The organism is Arthrobacter sp. SAFR-044 (assembly GCF_059414985.1).
Genome location: NZ_JBPFDN010000003.1, coordinates 219804 through 235524, shown reverse-complemented (window position 1 = coordinate 235524; position 15721 = coordinate 219804). Strand labels below are relative to the sequence as shown.

Annotated in this window: 14 protein-coding genes; 8 read left to right on the top strand and 6 right to left on the bottom strand. The window is 66.5% G+C overall.

The features are described 5' to 3' along the window. Positions 1-38: 38 nt before the first annotated feature. Entirely contained in the window at positions 39-3521 is a 3483-nt protein-coding gene (locus ACR65J_RS06125; RefSeq protein WP_440167016.1) for a DEAD/DEAH box helicase, read from the top strand. A gap of 105 nt (positions 3522-3626) precedes the next feature. On the opposite strand, the gene ACR65J_RS06120 is transcribed toward ACR65J_RS06125, so the two are convergent. Continuing rightward, on the bottom strand, positions 3627-4919 hold the full coding sequence (locus ACR65J_RS06120; RefSeq protein WP_440167014.1) for an ammonium transporter: 1293 nt from the start codon (positions 4917-4919) through the stop codon (positions 3627-3629). Between the two features lie 291 nt (positions 4920-5210). Here ACR65J_RS06120 and ACR65J_RS06115 point away from each other — a divergent pair, with 291 nt between their 5' ends. The 4 genes from ACR65J_RS06115 (at position 5211) to ACR65J_RS06100 (ending at position 8684) form a co-directional block, all read left to right on the top strand. Further along, positions 5211-6320: a Gfo/Idh/MocA family protein gene (locus ACR65J_RS06115; protein ID WP_440167012.1), complete on the top strand. Its 1110-nt coding sequence runs from the start codon at positions 5211-5213 to the stop codon at positions 6318-6320. Continuing rightward, a complete protein-coding gene (locus tag ACR65J_RS06110; RefSeq protein ID WP_440167010.1) occupies positions 6320-7078 on the top strand; it encodes a ThuA domain-containing protein in 759 nt (252 codons plus the stop codon). Before ACR65J_RS06115 ends, ACR65J_RS06110 begins: the two co-directional genes overlap by 1 nt. A gap of 147 nt (positions 7079-7225) precedes the next feature. After that, entirely contained in the window at positions 7226-7600 is a 375-nt protein-coding gene (locus ACR65J_RS06105; protein WP_440167008.1) for a cupin domain-containing protein, read from the top strand. A 97-nt stretch (positions 7601-7697) separates the two neighbouring features. Then, complete coding sequence (locus ACR65J_RS06100; RefSeq protein WP_440167006.1) at positions 7698-8684, top strand: NAD-dependent epimerase/dehydratase family protein; 987 nt, start codon at positions 7698-7700, stop codon at positions 8682-8684. Positions 8685-8699: 15 nt separating this feature from the next. On the opposite strand, the gene ACR65J_RS06095 is transcribed toward ACR65J_RS06100, so the two are convergent. Beyond that, positions 8700-9164, bottom strand: coding sequence for a hypothetical protein (locus ACR65J_RS06095; RefSeq protein WP_440167004.1), 465 nt, complete (start codon positions 9162-9164; stop codon positions 8700-8702). Continuing rightward, entirely contained in the window at positions 9151-11091 is a 1941-nt protein-coding gene (locus ACR65J_RS06090; protein ID WP_440167002.1) for a primary-amine oxidase, read from the bottom strand. Before ACR65J_RS06090 ends, ACR65J_RS06095 begins: the two co-directional genes overlap by 14 nt. Positions 11092-11212: 121 nt before the next feature. On the opposite strand from ACR65J_RS06090, the gene ACR65J_RS06085 reads away from it, so the two are divergent. Both ACR65J_RS06085 and ACR65J_RS06080 read left to right on the top strand, forming a co-directional pair. After that, positions 11213-11818 (top strand): TetR/AcrR family transcriptional regulator, encoded by a 606-nt coding sequence (locus ACR65J_RS06085; RefSeq protein WP_440167000.1) that lies wholly within the window; start codon positions 11213-11215, stop codon positions 11816-11818. A gap of 85 nt (positions 11819-11903) precedes the next feature. Next, positions 11904-12080 carry a CsbD family protein gene (locus ACR65J_RS06080; protein ID WP_056330981.1) on the top strand — a complete coding sequence of 59 codons (177 nt, stop codon included), beginning with the start codon at positions 11904-11906 and terminating at the stop codon, positions 12078-12080. Between the two features lie 54 nt (positions 12081-12134). On the opposite strand, the gene ACR65J_RS06075 is transcribed toward ACR65J_RS06080, so the two are convergent. Both ACR65J_RS06075 and ACR65J_RS06070 read right to left on the bottom strand, forming a co-directional pair. Then, positions 12135-12542, bottom strand: coding sequence for a DUF1003 domain-containing protein (locus tag ACR65J_RS06075; protein ID WP_440166998.1), 408 nt, complete (start codon positions 12540-12542; stop codon positions 12135-12137). Between the two features lie 19 nt (positions 12543-12561). Next, positions 12562-13236, bottom strand: a complete 675-nt coding sequence (locus ACR65J_RS06070; protein ID WP_440166997.1) for a DUF1345 domain-containing protein — start codon at positions 13234-13236, stop codon at positions 12562-12564. Positions 13237-13402: 166 nt separating this feature from the next. Between ACR65J_RS06070 and ACR65J_RS06065 the strand changes: the two genes are divergently transcribed. Then, entirely contained in the window at positions 13403-14374 is a 972-nt protein-coding gene (locus tag ACR65J_RS06065) for an AraC-like ligand-binding domain-containing protein (RefSeq protein ID WP_440166995.1), read from the top strand. Here ACR65J_RS06065 and gdhA read toward each other — a convergent pair. Next, positions 14371-15708, bottom strand: a complete 1338-nt coding sequence (gene gdhA, locus ACR65J_RS06060) for an NADP-specific glutamate dehydrogenase (RefSeq protein ID WP_440166994.1) — start codon at positions 15706-15708, stop codon at positions 14371-14373. The genes ACR65J_RS06065 and gdhA overlap by 4 nt on opposite strands. Positions 15709-15721: the final 13 nt, after the last annotated feature.

Below are 15721 nucleotides of genomic sequence, written 5' to 3'. Positions count from 1 at the left end.
CCCGGCCCCGCCGTGGCCTGCCGAAAGTAGCGCTCACCATGCCATCCCAACCGGACGAAAGTGCGGACCTGGCAATACAGACACCCGCCATCAACGACCGCTCGCTGGCGGCCGGGCTGGCGTATGCCATGGCGAGCAGGGTCTCGGGCATATCGTTCGACGGCGGCACGGGGCTCATGCTGGGAAAGGTCCGGGGCGGCGCGGAGGTTCCTTACTCCACCACAGCAAAGCTGGTCCGGAAGGCCGGCGGCTGGAGCTGCACCGTGGGCATCTGCAGCTGCCCGGTCCGCAAGGACTGCAAGCACGTAGCGGCCCTGCTGTTCGCGGCCGAGGACAACCCCTCCATCCGGGTACAGCTGCTGGCACCGTCCACCTCCACGCAGGTGTCCCGCGCACCGTCCGCGGCCCTCTCCGACTGGGAGCAGGCCCTCAGCCCACTGATCTCCCAGCCCGGTTCCGCCCCCTCCACCAGCGGGATTCCCCTTGCCCTGCAGTTCGAAGTGGAGGAACCACCGCCGCACTTTTCCTACACAGGCCGCCGTGACCCGGTCCGCGGCGTCCGGCAGCTCAAGGTCCGGCCCGTGATCATGGGGGCCAAGGGCAAGTGGATCCGCGGGGACGTTTCCTGGAACACCCTGAGCTACCTGAACTTCCGGCGCGAATCGAACCAGGCGCACGTGGAATGGCTGCAGGAGTTCCTGGCCGGCCACTCCTCCTCCGCCAGCCGGATGCACAACTCCGCCGGCCTCTGGCTGAGCCTGAACTCCTATGCAGGGAAGAACCTGTGGAGCCTGCTGTCCGACGCCCGGAAGATCGGGCTCGCCCTGGTCCACTCGCGCGGCACCGAGCCGGTCCGGGTGGCCGAGTCCCCTGCCGCCGTCGGACTTTCCCTCAGCCGGTACGGCAGCCCGGTAACCGAACCTTCCACAGCGGAGCCTGCCGCCAGCGCCAACGCAGAGGCGTCCGACGGCGGCCTGGAGCTTTCGCCCACTATCACCGTAGAAGGGGAAGAGGTTGATCCGGCTGCGGTTGGCACCATCGGCAGGCCGGCGCACGGCCTCTTCTTCACCGCCGGGGAAGCGGCCCTCCCCGGGGTCCCCGACCCCAACGGGACCATCACGCTGGCCCAGCTGGAGAACGGGCTGAGCGAGGAGCTGCTGGCGTTTGTCACCGCGGGAAGCATGCTGCACATCCCGGCCAGGGACGAATCGCGGTTCCTGACCGGCTTCTACCCCAAGCTCAAGCAAACGGCCCGGGTCACGGCGCGCGACAAGTCCGTGGAACTGCCCGAACTGGCTGTCCCCACCCTGTCCCTTCTGGCCAACTATGGCGCGGACCACCGGGTGCGGCTGCACTGGGAGTGGCACTACAAGACCGGCAAGCTGGTCACCGCGCAGCCGCTGTGGCGGCACCCGGGCGACCAGGGCTACCGCGACGACACCGCGGAGGCCCGCATCCTGGAAGGCATCGGCCACCCCTGGGATGTGGTGCCCGCGCTGGGTGAATCAGCGACGGGCCGGTGGGGCACTCCCCGGCTGGCGGCCTCCGCCGAGCTGACCGGCCTGGACACGCTGGCGTTCACCGAGGAAGTACTGCCGCGGCTGCGGGAGGCCCCCAACGTGGACGTGGAGACGGTGGGCGACATCGCCGACTACCGCGAGGCCGAGGAAGCGCCGGTGGTGTCCATCTCCACCAAGGCCACCGAACAGCGGGACTGGTTCGACCTGGGCATCCAGATCTCGCTGGAAGGCCAGCCCGTCTCCTTCGCCGCCGTGTTCTCCGCCCTCGCCGCGGGCCAGACCAAGATGCTGCTGCCCAGCGGCGCCTACTTCTCCCTGGACCTGCCGGAGCTGCATCAGCTGCGGGCCCTGATCGAGGAAGCCCGCTCGCTGCAGGACAACAAGGACGCCCCCCTGCAGATCAGTCGGTTCCAGGCGGGGCTCTGGGACGAGCTGGCGCAGCTGGGCATTGTCGACGAACAGGCCGCCGCCTGGCGGTCCGCGGTGGGCGGACTCCTGGAGGGTGGCACGGACGGGCTGCCGCTGCCGTCGTCGCTCAACGCCGAGCTGCGCCCGTACCAGCTGGAGGGGTTCAACTGGCTCAGTTTCCTGTACAAGCACGGGTTGGGCGGCATCCTGGCCGACGACATGGGCCTGGGCAAGACCGTGCAGGCCCTGGCACTGATGTGCGCGGCGAAGGAGCTGGCCGTCGCGGCTGCGTCGTCCCTGGAAACGGCCGACGGCGGTGCTGCCGCTGACGCTGGAAGCGGGCCCGCCGCCGTCGCGCCCTTCCTGGTGGTGGCCCCCACCAGCGTGGTGGGCAACTGGGCCCTCGAAGCCGCCCGGTTTGCGCCCGGGCTGACCGTGCGGACGGTCGGCGAGACATTTGGCAAGAGCGGCCAGAACGTGGCGGAGGCCCTGGGCGGGGCAGACATCGTGATCACGTCCTACGCCCTGTTCCGCATCGATTACGAGGCCTACGCCTCGCGTACCTGGAATGGGCTGGTGCTGGATGAGGCGCAGTTCGTGAAGAACCACCAGTCCAAGGCCTACCAGTGCGCGCGCAAGCTGCCGGCGGCGTTCAAGCTGGCCATCACGGGCACCCCGCTAGAAAACAACCTGATGGAGTTCTGGGCCTTGACGTCCATCGTGGCGCCGGGCCTTTTCTCCAGTCCAAAGCGCTTTGCGGAGTATTACCAGAAGCCCGTGGAGAAGAACGGCGACAAGGGGCAGCTGGAGAAGCTCCGGCGCCGCGTGCGGCCGCTGATGATGCGGCGCACCAAGGACCAGGTAATCAAGGACCTGCCGCCCAAGCAGGAGCAGATCCTGGAGGTGGTGCTGAATCCGCGGCACCAGAAGGTGTACCAGACGCACCTGCAGCGCGAACGGCAAAAGATCCTGGGCCTGATTGAGGACGTCAACAAGAACCGGTTCACCATTTTCCAGTCGCTGACCCTGCTGCGGCAGCTCAGCCTGGACGTGTCGCTGGTGGACCCTTCCCTGTCCGCGGTGCGGTCCTCCAAGCTGGACGTGCTGTTCGAGCAGCTCGAGGACCTGATGGCCGAGGGGCACCGTGCCCTGATCTTCAGCCAATTCACGGGGTTCCTGGGCAAGGTGCGGGAGCGGCTGGACCAGGAGGAGATCGAGTACTGCTACCTCGACGGCGGCACCCGGAACCGCGCCGACGTGGTCAGTGAGTTCAAGAACGGCAGCGCGCCGGTGTTCCTGATTTCGCTCAAGGCGGGCGGGTTCGGCCTGAACCTTACCGAGGCCGACTACGTCTTCCTGCTCGACCCCTGGTGGAATCCGGCGTCCGAAGCCCAGGCCGTGGACCGGACGCACCGGATCGGGCAGGCCCGGAATGTCATGGTGTACCGGCTCGTGGCCAAGGACACTATCGAGGAAAAGGTCATGGCGCTGAAGACCCGGAAGTCGCAGCTGTTCGCCGACGTCATGGAAGGCGACGCCCTGGCCGGCGGAGCCATCACGGCGGAGGACCTGGCGGGGCTGTTCAAGGAGTAGGAGCCAGCAAGCCCCTACCGGCACGCAGAAGGGCCAAACCCTGGAACTATAAGCCGGCGGCTCCCGGCACCGGTCCAAGGTTTGGCCCTGACTGTCGGGCTGGGACTAGACCCGCTGCGGCGAACCCAGTTCCACCGGATCATCGTCCATCAGGTACGCCAGTTCGGAGTGCGCCGCGAGGTCGATCCCGCGCAGTTCGTCCTCGGGCTTGATGCGGAGGCCGCCCATGGCCTTGTCCAGGATCTTGGCCAGGATCCAGGTAACGCCGAAGGAGTACACCAGCACCGTGACCGTGGCCAGTGCCTGGACGCCCAGCAGTTCGAAGCCGCCACCGTAGAAAAGGCCGCGGACCGCGTTGGGCGCCGCATCGGTGGCGAAGAGGCCGATCAGCAGGGTGCCCAGGATGCCGCCGACAAGGTGCACGCCGACGACGTCGAGCGAGTCGTCGAAGCCCAGCCGGAACTTCAGTTCGATGGCCAGGGAGCAGACGGCTCCGGCAATGGCACCGATGGCTACGGCGCCCAAGGGGCTGACGGCACCACAGGCCGGGGTGATGGCGACCAGCGCGGAGATCAGCCCAGATGCGGCGCCCATGCTCGTGGCCGCGCCGTGGCGGACCCGCTCAACGAGGGCCCAGGCCAGCAGCCCGGCGGCGGCAGCCACGGCGGTGTTCAGGAAAACCACCGACGCCGACTGGCCGGCGGAGAGGGCTGAGCCGGCGTTGAAGCCGAACCAGCCAACCCAGAGCAGGCCGGCGCCCACCAGCACCAGCGGCCGGCTGTGGGGCTTGGCGTGATCCACCTTGGGCCAGCCGGAGCTCTTGCCCAGGACCAGTGCCAGTGCCAGTGCTGCGGCGCCGGCGTTCATGTGGACCGCGGTGCCGCCCGCGAAGTCGATGGCCTTGATGCCGTTGGCGATCCAGCCGCCCACGGAGCTGCCGTCCGCCGAGTTGAACGCGAACACCCAGTGGGCGATGGGAAAATACACCACCGTGGCCCAGATGCCGGCGAACAGCATCCAGGCGCCAAACTTCATCCGGCCCGCGGCGGCACCGGCAACGAGCGCGGTGGTGACGCAGGCGAAGAACAGCTGGAATGCGGCGAACAGGATGACGGGGATGGACGCGGAATCGTCCTTGGCCAGCAGCTGCCCCATGCCGGGGAACTCGGTGACGTCACCGATGAGTCCCAGTCCGCCCACGGAGTTTCCGAAGGCCATTGAGTAACCGAACAGTGCCCAGAGCACGGCCACCAGGCTGGCGCCGCCGAAGCACATCATCATCATGTTCAGGATCCGGCGGGACCCCACCATGCCCCCGTAAAACAGGGCCAGGGCGGGAATCATCATGCATACCAGCGCCGAGCTGGCCAAAATCCAAGCGACATTTCCCGAGTCCATGGGAAACCCCTTTCAAGATGCGAAAAGAACGGTAAGTTGCCGTCAGAGCCTTTCCGCCAGGTGGATGTGGGTGGAGGAACCACTCCCGGCGGAGGGGCGGCTTTTGCCGTCTGGTACCAATGTATGGCGGCTATTTTTGGGTAGGTTTCGGCTGTGTTAAATGGTGGTTTCAGCCAATTGCACGCGAGTTTCAGGTGTCACGCGGCGCGCAGCAGTTACTTCAGGACCAGGGCAGCGCAGGGCTAGGCTGGAAAGCATCCGGTCAGCCAGCCACGCCGAAGGAGCCAGCCCTTGAACAGCCAGCAATCCCCTCCTGTAACGCCGAGTGACTTACGGGTGGGCGTGGTGGGCATCGGCTGGGCCGGCCAGCAGCACCTCAAGGCCTACTCGGCACTCGACGGAGTAAGCATCGTCTCGGTGGCAGGGATGGAGCAGGACCTCCGCGACTCCCTGCAGGCCGAATACGGCATTCCGAACGCTTTCGCTGACTGGCAGGACATGCTCGATCACGGCGGCCTGGACGCGGTGAGCGTGGCAGTGCCCACCTTCCTGCATGCACCCATCGCCGTCGGGGCCCTGGAACGGGGAATCCACGTCCTGAGCGAAAAGCCCATCGCGCGCAATGCCGCGGAGGGCCAGGCCATGGTGGACGCGGCCCGAAAGGCCGGCCGCGTCCTGGACGTCGCCTTCAACCACCGGCGCCGCGGCGACATCAAGGCGCTCAAAGAGGTCATCGACGGCGGTGGGCTGGGCCGGCCTTACTACGCGAAGGCGTCATGGCTCCGGCGCGCCGGCATTCCCACGTTGGGCAGCTGGTTCACCAACCCGGAGCTCGCCGGCGGCGGACCGCTGGCGGACATCGGCGTCCACGTGCTTGATTTTGCCCTGTACCTCCTCGGCGAGCCCAAGGTGGTGGCGGTCTCCGCGGCCACCCATGCCGAACTGGGCCCGCAGGGGCGTGGCGGCGGAAGCCGGTTCTCCGCCCAGGCCACCAGCCATGCCTTCGAGGTGGAGGACTTCGCCTCGGCGTTCCTGCGGCTGGAGGGCGGCGCAACGCTCCTGGTCGAGGCGAGCTGGGCGGCCTACCGGGAAACGGATGACCAACTGGACTTCACGGTGTACGGGACTGACGGCGGCGCCGAACTCAGGGTGCACGGCGCCCCCTTCCCGGCGGTAGGCCAGCTGCGCGTGTTCACCGACAAGGACGGCGAGTCCGCGGACTACCTGCCCCCTGTCCTGCCTGGCCGCGCGCATGATTCAGTGGTGGAGGATTTCGTCACCGCTGTGCGCGCCGGGGCGCAGGTCTGGGCCAAACATGACGGATCCCTGGCGCTGTACCGGGCACAGGTCATCGACGCGTGCTACCAGTCCGCGCGCGAGCAAAGGGAGGTTCGGCTTTGATGAACGGCACACTGAGGATCCTGGTGTGGAACGAAGGCGTCCACGAAGCCAACAACGAGCCGTCCCACATCGGGGAGATCTACCCGGACGGCATCCATGGCGCCATTGCGGCCGGCCTTCGTTCCCACCTTCCGGACGCACACATCACGACGGCGGTCCTGGCCACGGCGCCTGACCATGGCCTTGCCGAGGAGGTGCTCGCGGAGACGGACGTCCTGTTGTGGTGGGGCCACGTCGCGCACGGGGAGGTGGGTGACGCCGTCGTCGAATGCGTCCACCGGCACGTGCTGGGTGGAATGGGCCTGATCGTGCTCCACTCCGGGCACTTCTCGAAGATCTTCACCAAACTGCTGGGCACCAGTTGCTCCCTGGCCTGGCGCAACGACGGGCAGCGTGAGCTGGTGTGGTCCGTGAAGCCCTCCCACCCCATCGCGGAGGGCGTGGCCAGCCCCATCGTTATTCCGGAGCAGGAGATGTACGGCGAGCTGTTCGACATCCCGGACCCGGACGACCTGATCTTCATCAGCTCCTTCGCAGGCGGCGAGGTGTTCCGCTCCGGCGTCACGTTCACCCGTGGCAAGGGCCGGATCTTCTACTTCAGCCCCGGCGACCAGGAGTACCCGGTGTACCATCATCCGCAGGTCCAGCGGGTCCTGGCCAACGGGGTGCGGTGGGCTGCGCAGCCGGGGCTGGACCGTTCCGCCCCCTCGGTGAGCAACCCTGCGCGGGAGTGGTTCGAGGAGGAAATGCGTCATTGACATGGGCTGCGGGCAGGAGCAGATTGAGAGCGTTGATCCATAGGTCCGGCAGGCTCTGGACGGGCACATTCCGCCCTGCCGGCCCAATTCCCGGGTGCGCACAGCCCCGGACGAACTCAGTAACCACTCCTTGCGAAGGAGCCAGAAATGCCCGCAGTAACGGTGAAGGACCTGGAGTCCAAATCCTTCGACCAGCCCGATGAGAAGCGCCGCCCACCCAAGACCCAGGTGGATGTGGTCAACATTGGCGGCGCCACCTTGGGCCGTTTCACCTTCGAGCCCGGCTGGCGATGGTCGGAAACGGTCAAGACGGTGGTCCATACGGACAGCTGCCAGGTCAACCATCTGGGCGTCTGCGCCGCCGGGACACTGACAGTGCAGATGACCGACGGAACCGGCATGACAATCCAGGCCGGCGACGCGTACTCCATCCCGGCAGGCCACGACGCCTGGGTGGAGGGCGACGAGACCTATGTCTGCTATGAAGTGATCAGCGCAGCAGAATTCGCCAAGCCCGCGTGACCGGCAGTCTGCACCACCCGGAAAGGGAGGCCCGCCAGGGCCTCCCTTTCCTCGTGCGGCAGCCCTACCGTGGAGGAAACACAACGATCGGAGAGCAATGAAAGTCACCGTCATCGGAGGCAGCGGCCACATCGGGTCGTTCCTGGTCCCCCGGCTGGTCCGGGCCGGCCATGAGGTCACCAACATCAGCCGCGGCACCAGCAAGCCCTACACCGACGCCCCGGAGTGGCAGCAGGTGCACCAGGTCAGCGCGGACCGGCAGGCAGAGGACCGGGACGGAACCTTCGCGGACCGGGTGGCGGCCCTCAAGCCGGACGTGGTGGTGGACCTGGTCTGCTTCACCCTCGAATCGGCCACTGCGCTGGTGCAGCGGCTGCGCGGCGAGGTGGGGCACCTGCTGCACTGCGGTTCCGTCTGGCGGTACGGGCAAAGCCTGAAGCTGCCCATCCGGGAAGGCTCGGATTCGGCTGCCGCGCCCTTTGGCGAGTACGGCATCCAGAAGAACCGGATTGCCCTGATGCTGCAGGAGGAATCGGCGGGCGGCGGGCTGGCCACCACGTCCCTGCACCCCGGCCACATCGTCGGGCCGGGCTGGCACCCCGTCGGCCCGCTCGGAAACCTCGATCCCCATGTCTGGCAGGTCATATCGTCCGGCCAGCCGCTGCAGGTCCCCGGAAGCGGCGCCGAGTTGATGCACCATGTACACGCCGACGACGTCGCCCAGGCCTTCGAGAAGGCCATTGCCCAGCGGGAGGCGGCTGCCGGCGAGGACTTCAACATCGTTGCCCCCACGGCACTCACGGTCCGCGGTTATGCGGACATCGCCGCCGCCTGGTTCGGCCACGCTGCGGTGCTGGAGCCGGTTCCCTGGGACCGTTTCCGGGAGAACACCTCCCGGGAGCATGCAGATGCGAGCTGGAACCACCTCTACCGCAGCCAGTGCTTCAGCATTGAAAAGGCGGCGTCCGTGCTGGGCTACACGCCGCGCTTCGAGCCGGAGCAGGCCATCTTCGAATCCATCCAATGGCTCGTTGACCAGGAACAGTTGCACGTCGCCCGGCCGCTGGGCGTCCCGGCCGGCTGACGCGCGCGCCTGCCCCTAGGCAGGGAGCCGCCTGACCCGGGCCACCAGCGTGGCGGCGAGCAGCGCCGTGGCCAGTTCCAGCGCGATGACCAGCAGCAGTTGAGCGCTGCTGGAACCAACAACAGCGGACGACGGCGGCACCCCGCCGTGGGCGTGTCCGGCGCCGCCGCCGGCAAGCAGCAGGGCGGCGTGCAGGGCAGCCATGGCCACGGCAGCAACGGTGACCTGGTGCAGCGCACCCAGCCGGCTGTGCCGCCAGATGTGCACCGTGCAGGGAACGCACACCGCGGCGAGCGCCAGCATGAGGACGCTAAGCCACGCGCCGTGGTGCCCGGACGCCGCCAGCCACACATGTGCCGCGCAGGAAACGGCGGTGACCGCGGCCACCAGGCGGGGATGCACCACCGGGCGGCGGGCAGGAAGCCGGCCCGCCGCCGTCGTGCGCCCTGCCCTGGCGGGGGCGGGGCTAGTGGCAGCCACCGCTGCCGCCCTCACTGTGGCAGGAGGCCGCCTGCTTGTTGGGGTTGGCTGGGACGTCCAGGACGGGGCTGCGGTCGAAGAAGCCTTCGGGCCGCAGTTTGAAGCCCACGGTGTCCACGGGCATGATGGGCCAGTCCTCCACCCGCGGGAAGTGGGTCAGGCCGAAGGTGTGCCAGACGACGATGTCTTGGCCGTCGATGTCCCGGTCCTGCGCCACGTAGCCGGGAAGGCCTGCTCCGCCGGCGTGCTGGTTGACGAAGTCGCCCGTGGGGTACTTCTCGTCTTCGGCAAACCCGGTGACCCACAGGTCCTTGGTGGCGAAGGCTGCGCGCTTCGCGATGGAGGAATCCGGGTCTGCCAGCAGGGTGGGCTGGTTGTGGGAGTGCAGCTTGTAGCCGACGGGCTCGCCGAGCCGGTTGCGGGACTCGGGGTTGGAGATGATCCAGGTGCGGCCGGCACGGGCGTCGGCCTCGCGGACGCCCTCGGATTCCCGGGCCAGCACGGTCCGCTTGCGGGAGAAGGCGTTGCCGCGCTCATTGCCCGGTCCCATGGCTTGGCGCACCACGTCCTCTTCCTCCACGCGGTTGGTGAATCCGTCGATGGCCATGTCCAGCCTGGCGCTGAAGAGGTGCTGGTGGAACGGGGCACCCAGCCCCGGGGCGAGCTCGGAGATGTTGTCCGAGCCGCCCTCGGGAAACGCGGAGGTGAACACGATGCCGGTGGCCTTGGCCTCGAATTCGATGGTGCCGTCCAGGTAGAGGTACCAGTAGAAGCCGTAGTCGTAGTTGCCGACGGTGGTGAAGAAGGAGATCACCAGGCGGCGGTTGCGGCGGGTGTACGTGACGCCGCTCCAGAGGTCGGAGTGCTTGGAAAGGATGCTCCAATCCTCCTCATGCATGCAGATGCCGTTGTGGATTTCCCGCGGGTTGCCGAACGCGTCACTGATGACCGGGCTGAGATAGGTGATTTCGCCCAGGCAGTCGCAGCCCAGCTCCAGCGAGTTGGCGTACTGGCCCACCAGGTATTCGCCGGTGTCGAAGTAGTTCTGCCAGGACCGGATGGGCGACGGGTCACCGTACGGGACCACCATCTCCGCGATGGAGGCGCGGTTGATAATGGGCCGCTTGCGCTCGCCGTCCTGGAAGGCGAGGTTGTGCAGGACCACTCCTTCGCGGACATCGAAGCCCACGTCCACGCTCCACTTTTCCCACTCCACATGATTGCCGCCGGTGACGGTGAAGCTGGGGCCTTTTGGCTGGGTGATATTGATGGGCTTCTGGGTTTCGCGGATGGGACCGGTCAGTTCGGGGTCCGTGTAGTTGCCATGCTCGGCGGGTATGGGCATCACGCCAAGGTCGATCACCTGGGTGACTTCCTTGGTGACCACGTCCACGTAGGCCACCAGGCCGTCCACGGGATGCGCCCAGGCGCTGTCCTCCGGGAACTCCTGCACAAATGCCAGTCCGCGGAGGATGCGCCGGCCCTTCTCCTCGGCGTATTCGAAAACGCCGGCCGAGAGCGGGGCGACGCGGACCTTTTCGACGTCGAGTCCCCGGTCAGCGAGCGCCTTGAGCCACCGGTCATCTGTGGCGAGGAGCGACTCCACTACTTCGAATTCCTCCTCCAGGACCGGAAGTTCGCCGGTCACCGCGGTATCGAGTTCGACGGCGGAGAGCACCTTTTGCTGGGTAATGGAGACCACGACGTCACGCGGCGCAGCCCCCGAGACGTCGTGGATGAAGACCCGGAATCGGCGGTCCACAGCCTGTGGTTGCGCTCCCCGGGCCGGATCCAGCAGGCCGAGGTAGGCGATGCGGTGCCGGGCGTCCAGGTGGCCTTCCGACTGCAGGATGGCGCGGACGTCCAGGATTTCCTCCGCCGTTGCCAGGTGGAAGGCCGATGCGGTTTCGGTTGGTGCAAGTGTCATGGGAAGAGCCTTTGTCCGGGCCGTCGCCGGCCACTGGTTTATTTTCTATAGTTGTAGAGAATAAACGTCCGTAACATGGCTCACAAGAGTCTGAGCGAAATATTTCCGGGGAGTGGCCGCGGTGCCGAAGATAGTTGACCATGATGAGCGCCGCCTGGAACTCGTGGATGCCACCTGGCGGATCATTGCCCGTCAGGGCCTGGAGAGCGCCACCATGCGGGAGATCGCCACGGAGGCAGGCTTCGCCAACGGCGCCCTGAAACCCTACTTCCCCACCAAGGACACCCTGCTCGAATTCGCCTTCAGCCATGTGTTCAACAGGACCAACCGGCGCATCGCCGAGGTCACGGCCGGGCGGACGGGCCTGGACGCGCTGCGGGCCTTTTGCCTCGAGGTCCTCCCCCTCGATGACGAGCGCGTCAACGAGGCACGAATCGTGGTCCCGTTCTGGCAAAGGGCCATCAACGACCCCCGGAAGGCGGCGATCCACCAGCAGTCGATGAATGAGTGGCTGGTGGCAATCCGCCGTTTCCTGGCAGAGGCGAGGGACAGCGGCGACGTCCGTGCCGCCGTCGACGATCCCATCCTTGCCGGGCAGCTGCTGAACATGCTGCTGGGGGCCCAGATCGAGGCAGCCCTTGCATCCGCTGGCCAAACAGACTTTGGCCACGCGGCCCAACTCGAGGGGTACCTTTCCCTCCTCAGCAAAATTCCCGGCCGGAAATGAGCGCCAAACTCGAAAGTATGCTTACTATTGAGGGGTCAGGTTCTGGCGGATGCCGGAGCGAGCACGAACTGTAAGGAGCATCTCCATGGGTTTGGATGACAAGATCGGCAACGCTGCAGAGAAGCTCGGCGGCAAGGGCAAGGAAGCTGCCGGAAACGCCACGGGCGACGAGAGCCTGAAGGCTGAAGGCCAGACGGACCAGTCAAAGTCGGACCTCAAGCAGGCCGGCGAGCACGTCAAGGATGCCTTCAAGAAGGACTAGACAACGCTCGCATAATGGGTGCAGCTCCAGCCGGAGTTGCACCCATTGGCGTTTTCAGGGCCGGTCCCGCATGTCCCGCAGTTCCTGCAGCAGCTTCAACTGCTCGGCGTTGATGTTCATGAGCATCTCGATCTGCGCCGCGGCCCGGACGTCAGTTTCGTAATCATGCTGCGCCATGGCCGAGGCAATGGCGTCCTGGCGCTTGGCTGCAATGAGCAGGATGGCGCCCTGCAGACCGGCCAGCATGGACAGGAAGAGGTTCAGCAGGATGTAGGGGTAGGGGTCCCATGCGTTGTTGGCGAGGGCGTAGGAATTCACCAGGGCCCACAGTCCCATGAAACCCAAGAACATCCCCACGAAAGGCCAGCTGCCCATGCCGTTTCGAAGGGCGTCAGCGGCTTTGTCGCCCATACTGAGGCCCTCTTTGTGCCGCCGGTGCCAGTTAACTCTTATCTCAGCCATGGGCCCAGAATAGGCCCGCTTAGTGGATCAGCCCCGAAACCAGGTTGATGGTGGTGGCGAGGACGATGGCACCGAGAAGATAGGACAGCAGTGCCTGGCGCAGGACGGTGGAACGGATGGCAGTGGTCTTCAGGTCGGTGTCCGATACCTGGAACGTCATGCCCACAGTGAAGGCCAGGTAGGCGAAATCCGAATACCGGGGCTGGCTCCCTTCGTTGAAATCCACACCCGCGCCATCGCGGTAGTAGATGGCTGCGTAGCGGAGAGTGAACAGGGTGTGGACCAGGAACCATGAGAGGGCAATGCTGCCCAGCGCCATGGCCACCGTTGCGTCCTTAGCGCCACCCTGCTCGCTGGAGGCATCAAGCAAAATCAGGGCGACCCCGGCAAAGCTGGCCACAGTGGCGCCCAGGACCAGCGTGTCCGAGAAGATCCTGCCGGGATCCTCCCTCCGCGCATGCGCAGCGGTGGCTGCAGGACCCAGGCGTCCGATCACGCTCCAGACCCAGATGAGGTAGGTGGCCGAGGCAGCGGCCCAGCCGAGCGCGGGGGCATACGTCCAGGTGCCAAACGTGCCAACCGCCAGCGCCGCGACAAGCCCGACGGCAAGCATCACCAGCAACCGGAGCCGGGAATGGTGGGCGCGGGAGTTGAAGTTCCGGTGGTGGCCGCCGGCAGCCGTCATGGACTTCATGGCCCGATCATGGCACGCCAGGCTGGGCTGCGGCTGGAAAGACAATTCGCCTTATTTTCGCCAACCGTTGAAAAAAAATTGGTGCGCCGCTAACCTGAATGGAGTGTGTCGCAGGACACAACCCGGGGGGGGAAACGTGAAGTGGCCATCCGTCGCGAGGAACATCATGCCAGCAGCTGCAGCAACCGGGGCAACAGCCCTGACCCCACGCCAGGACCTCAGCTCCAGCGTTGCCACATCGTTTGACCACTGGAAACACCTGGTGGCCGAATCCTTCGTGCCCCTCACCGCTCGGACGGCGGACGTGGAAGGTTTCCAGGGCCGGATGCGTTCCCGGGTGCTGGACCGGATGTCCATCGTGGAAGTGACCGCCACCTCCCACGAAGTCCACCGCACCCCCGCGTTGATCGCCCAGGCCCATGAGCGCTATTTCAAGCTGAATCTGCAGCTGGAAGGCACGGGCCTGCTGATCCAGGACAACCGCGAAGCCGTCCTCCAGCCCGGCGACCTGGCAATCTACGACACCAACAGGCCCTACACCCTTGCCTTCGAAGACAGCACCAGGATCATGGTCCTGATGTTCCCCTGCGATGCCCTCTCCCTGCCCGTGGACTACGTGGGGCAGCTCGCCGCGGTGCGCATGGGCAGCGGGGGCCTCAGCGGAATCGTGGGCCAGTTCATTCGCGAACTGTCGGCGAACCTCGACGTCCTGAACGGCCCCAGCGGCTCACGGCTCGCCACCAACGCCCTGGACCTGGTGTCCACCATGCTGCACGCGGAAATGGACATCACGCCGGACCGCATGAAGCCGCAGGCACTGCTGGCGGTCTCGGTCCGCGAGTACATCGAGGCGAACCTGGCCGACCCCCTGCTGTCACCGGCAAGCATCGCTGCCGCGCATTTCATCTCCACGCGGCACCTGCACAACGTCTTCCACGAGTCGGGGACCACCGTTTCCAGCTGGATCCGGACGCAGCGGCTCGAAGGTGCACGCCGCGACCTCCGCGACCCGCTGCACGCCGGGCAATCCGTCGGCACGGTGGCTGCCCGCTGGGGGTTCCTGGATGCCGCCCATTTCAGCCGGACCTTCCGGGATGCTTTTGGCGTCTCGCCCAGCGAATGGCGCCGCGGCTCTTAGATCAATCCCTGCGCCAGCATGGCGTCGGCCACCTTGACGAATCCGCCGATATTGGCGCCGAGCACGTAGTTGCCGGGTTCGCCGTACTCCTCGGCGGTAGCGGCGCAGCGGTCGTGGATGCCCACCATAATCTCTGTGAGCCGTTCCTCCGTATGCTCGAAGGACCACGAATCGCGGCTGGCGTTCTGCTGCATTTCCAGGGCCGAGGTTGCCACCCCGCCGGCGTTCGCGGCCTTGCCGGGCCCGAACAGCACGCCTGCCTCCTGGAATACGGCAACAGCGTCGCGGGTGGAGGGCATGTTGGCGCCCTCGCCGACAGCGAGCAGGCCGTTGCGCACCAGGCGGGCGGCAGCATCGCCGTCCAGCTCGTTCTGCGTGGCGCAGGGCAGCGCCACCGTGGCGTCGACGTCCCACACCGAGCCGCCGTCCACGTAGGTAACGCCGCCCCGGCGCTCCGCGTAATCCTTCAGGCGGCCGCGATGCACTTCCTTCACCTCACGGAGGAGCGCGACGTCGATGCCCGCCTCCTCCACCACGAAGCCTGACGAGTCGGAACAGGCCACCACCGCGGCACCGAGGGACTGGGCTTTGGCGATGGCGTTGATGGCCACGTTGCCGGACCCGGACACCACCACGCGCTGGCCATCAAAGGACGTTCCGCGGGTTTTCAGCATTTCCTGGGTGAAGATGACGGTGCCGAAGCCGGTGGCCTCGGGCCGGACCAGGGAGCCGCCCCAAGAGATGCCCTTGCCCGTGAGGACGCCGGACTCATAGCGGTTGGTGATGCGCTTGTACTGGCCGAAGAGGCAGCCGATTTCGCGGCCGCCCACGCCGATGTCGCCCGCCGGGACGTCGGTGTATTCGCCGATATGGCGGTAGAGCTCGGTCATGAAGGACTGGCAGAACCGCATCACTTCGGCGTCACTGCGGCCGCGGGGATCGAAGTCGGAGCCGCCCTTGCCTCCGCCGATGGGCATGCCGGTGAGGGCATTCTTGAAGATCTGCTCGAAGCCGAGGAATTTTACGATGCCCAGGTAGACGGACGGGTGGAAGCGCAGGCCGCCCTTGTACGGGCCCAGGGCGGAGTTGAACTCCACCCGGAAGCCGCGGTTGATCTGGACGCGGCCCGAGTCGTCGGTCCACGGCACGCGGAAGATGATCTGGCGCTCGGGTTCGCAGAGCCGTTCCAGGATGGCAGCCTCCAGGAATTCCGGGTGCCTGTCGTGGACCGGGCCAAGGCTCTCGAAGACCTCCACCACAGCCTGGTGGAACTCCGCTTCGCCGGGGTTCCGCGCGAGGACGGTATCCTTGATGGCTTCGAGCCGTGCGTCCATGAACTGTTCCTTA

What these genes read in the sequence shown, in the direction of transcription:
- ACR65J_RS06125 (WP_440167016.1), top strand. Translation starts at nt 39, where the DNA reads ATGCCATCCCAACCGGACGAAAGTGCGGACCTGGCAATACAGACACCC.
- ACR65J_RS06120 (WP_440167014.1), bottom strand. Translation starts at nt 4,919, where the DNA reads ATGGACTCGGGAAATGTCGCTTGGATTTTGGCCAGCTCGGCGCTGGTA.
- ACR65J_RS06110 (WP_440167010.1), top strand. Translation starts at nt 6,320, where the DNA reads ATGAACGGCACACTGAGGATCCTGGTGTGGAACGAAGGCGTCCACGAA.
- ACR65J_RS06105 (WP_440167008.1), top strand. Translation starts at nt 7,226, where the DNA reads ATGCCCGCAGTAACGGTGAAGGACCTGGAGTCCAAATCCTTCGACCAG.
- ACR65J_RS06100 (WP_440167006.1), top strand. Translation starts at nt 7,698, where the DNA reads ATGAAAGTCACCGTCATCGGAGGCAGCGGCCACATCGGGTCGTTCCTG.
- ACR65J_RS06090 (WP_440167002.1), bottom strand. Translation starts at nt 11,091, where the DNA reads ATGACACTTGCACCAACCGAAACCGCATCGGCCTTCCACCTGGCAACG.
- ACR65J_RS06080 (WP_056330981.1), top strand. Translation starts at nt 11,904, where the DNA reads ATGGGTTTGGATGACAAGATCGGCAACGCTGCAGAGAAGCTCGGCGGC.
- ACR65J_RS06075 (WP_440166998.1), bottom strand. Translation starts at nt 12,542, where the DNA reads ATGGCTGAGATAAGAGTTAACTGGCACCGGCGGCACAAAGAGGGCCTC.
- ACR65J_RS06070 (WP_440166997.1), bottom strand. Translation starts at nt 13,236, where the DNA reads ATGAAGTCCATGACGGCTGCCGGCGGCCACCACCGGAACTTCAACTCC.
- ACR65J_RS06065 (WP_440166995.1), top strand. Translation starts at nt 13,403, where the DNA reads ATGCCAGCAGCTGCAGCAACCGGGGCAACAGCCCTGACCCCACGCCAG.
- gdhA (WP_440166994.1), bottom strand. Translation starts at nt 15,708, where the DNA reads ATGGACGCACGGCTCGAAGCCATCAAGGATACCGTCCTCGCGCGGAAC.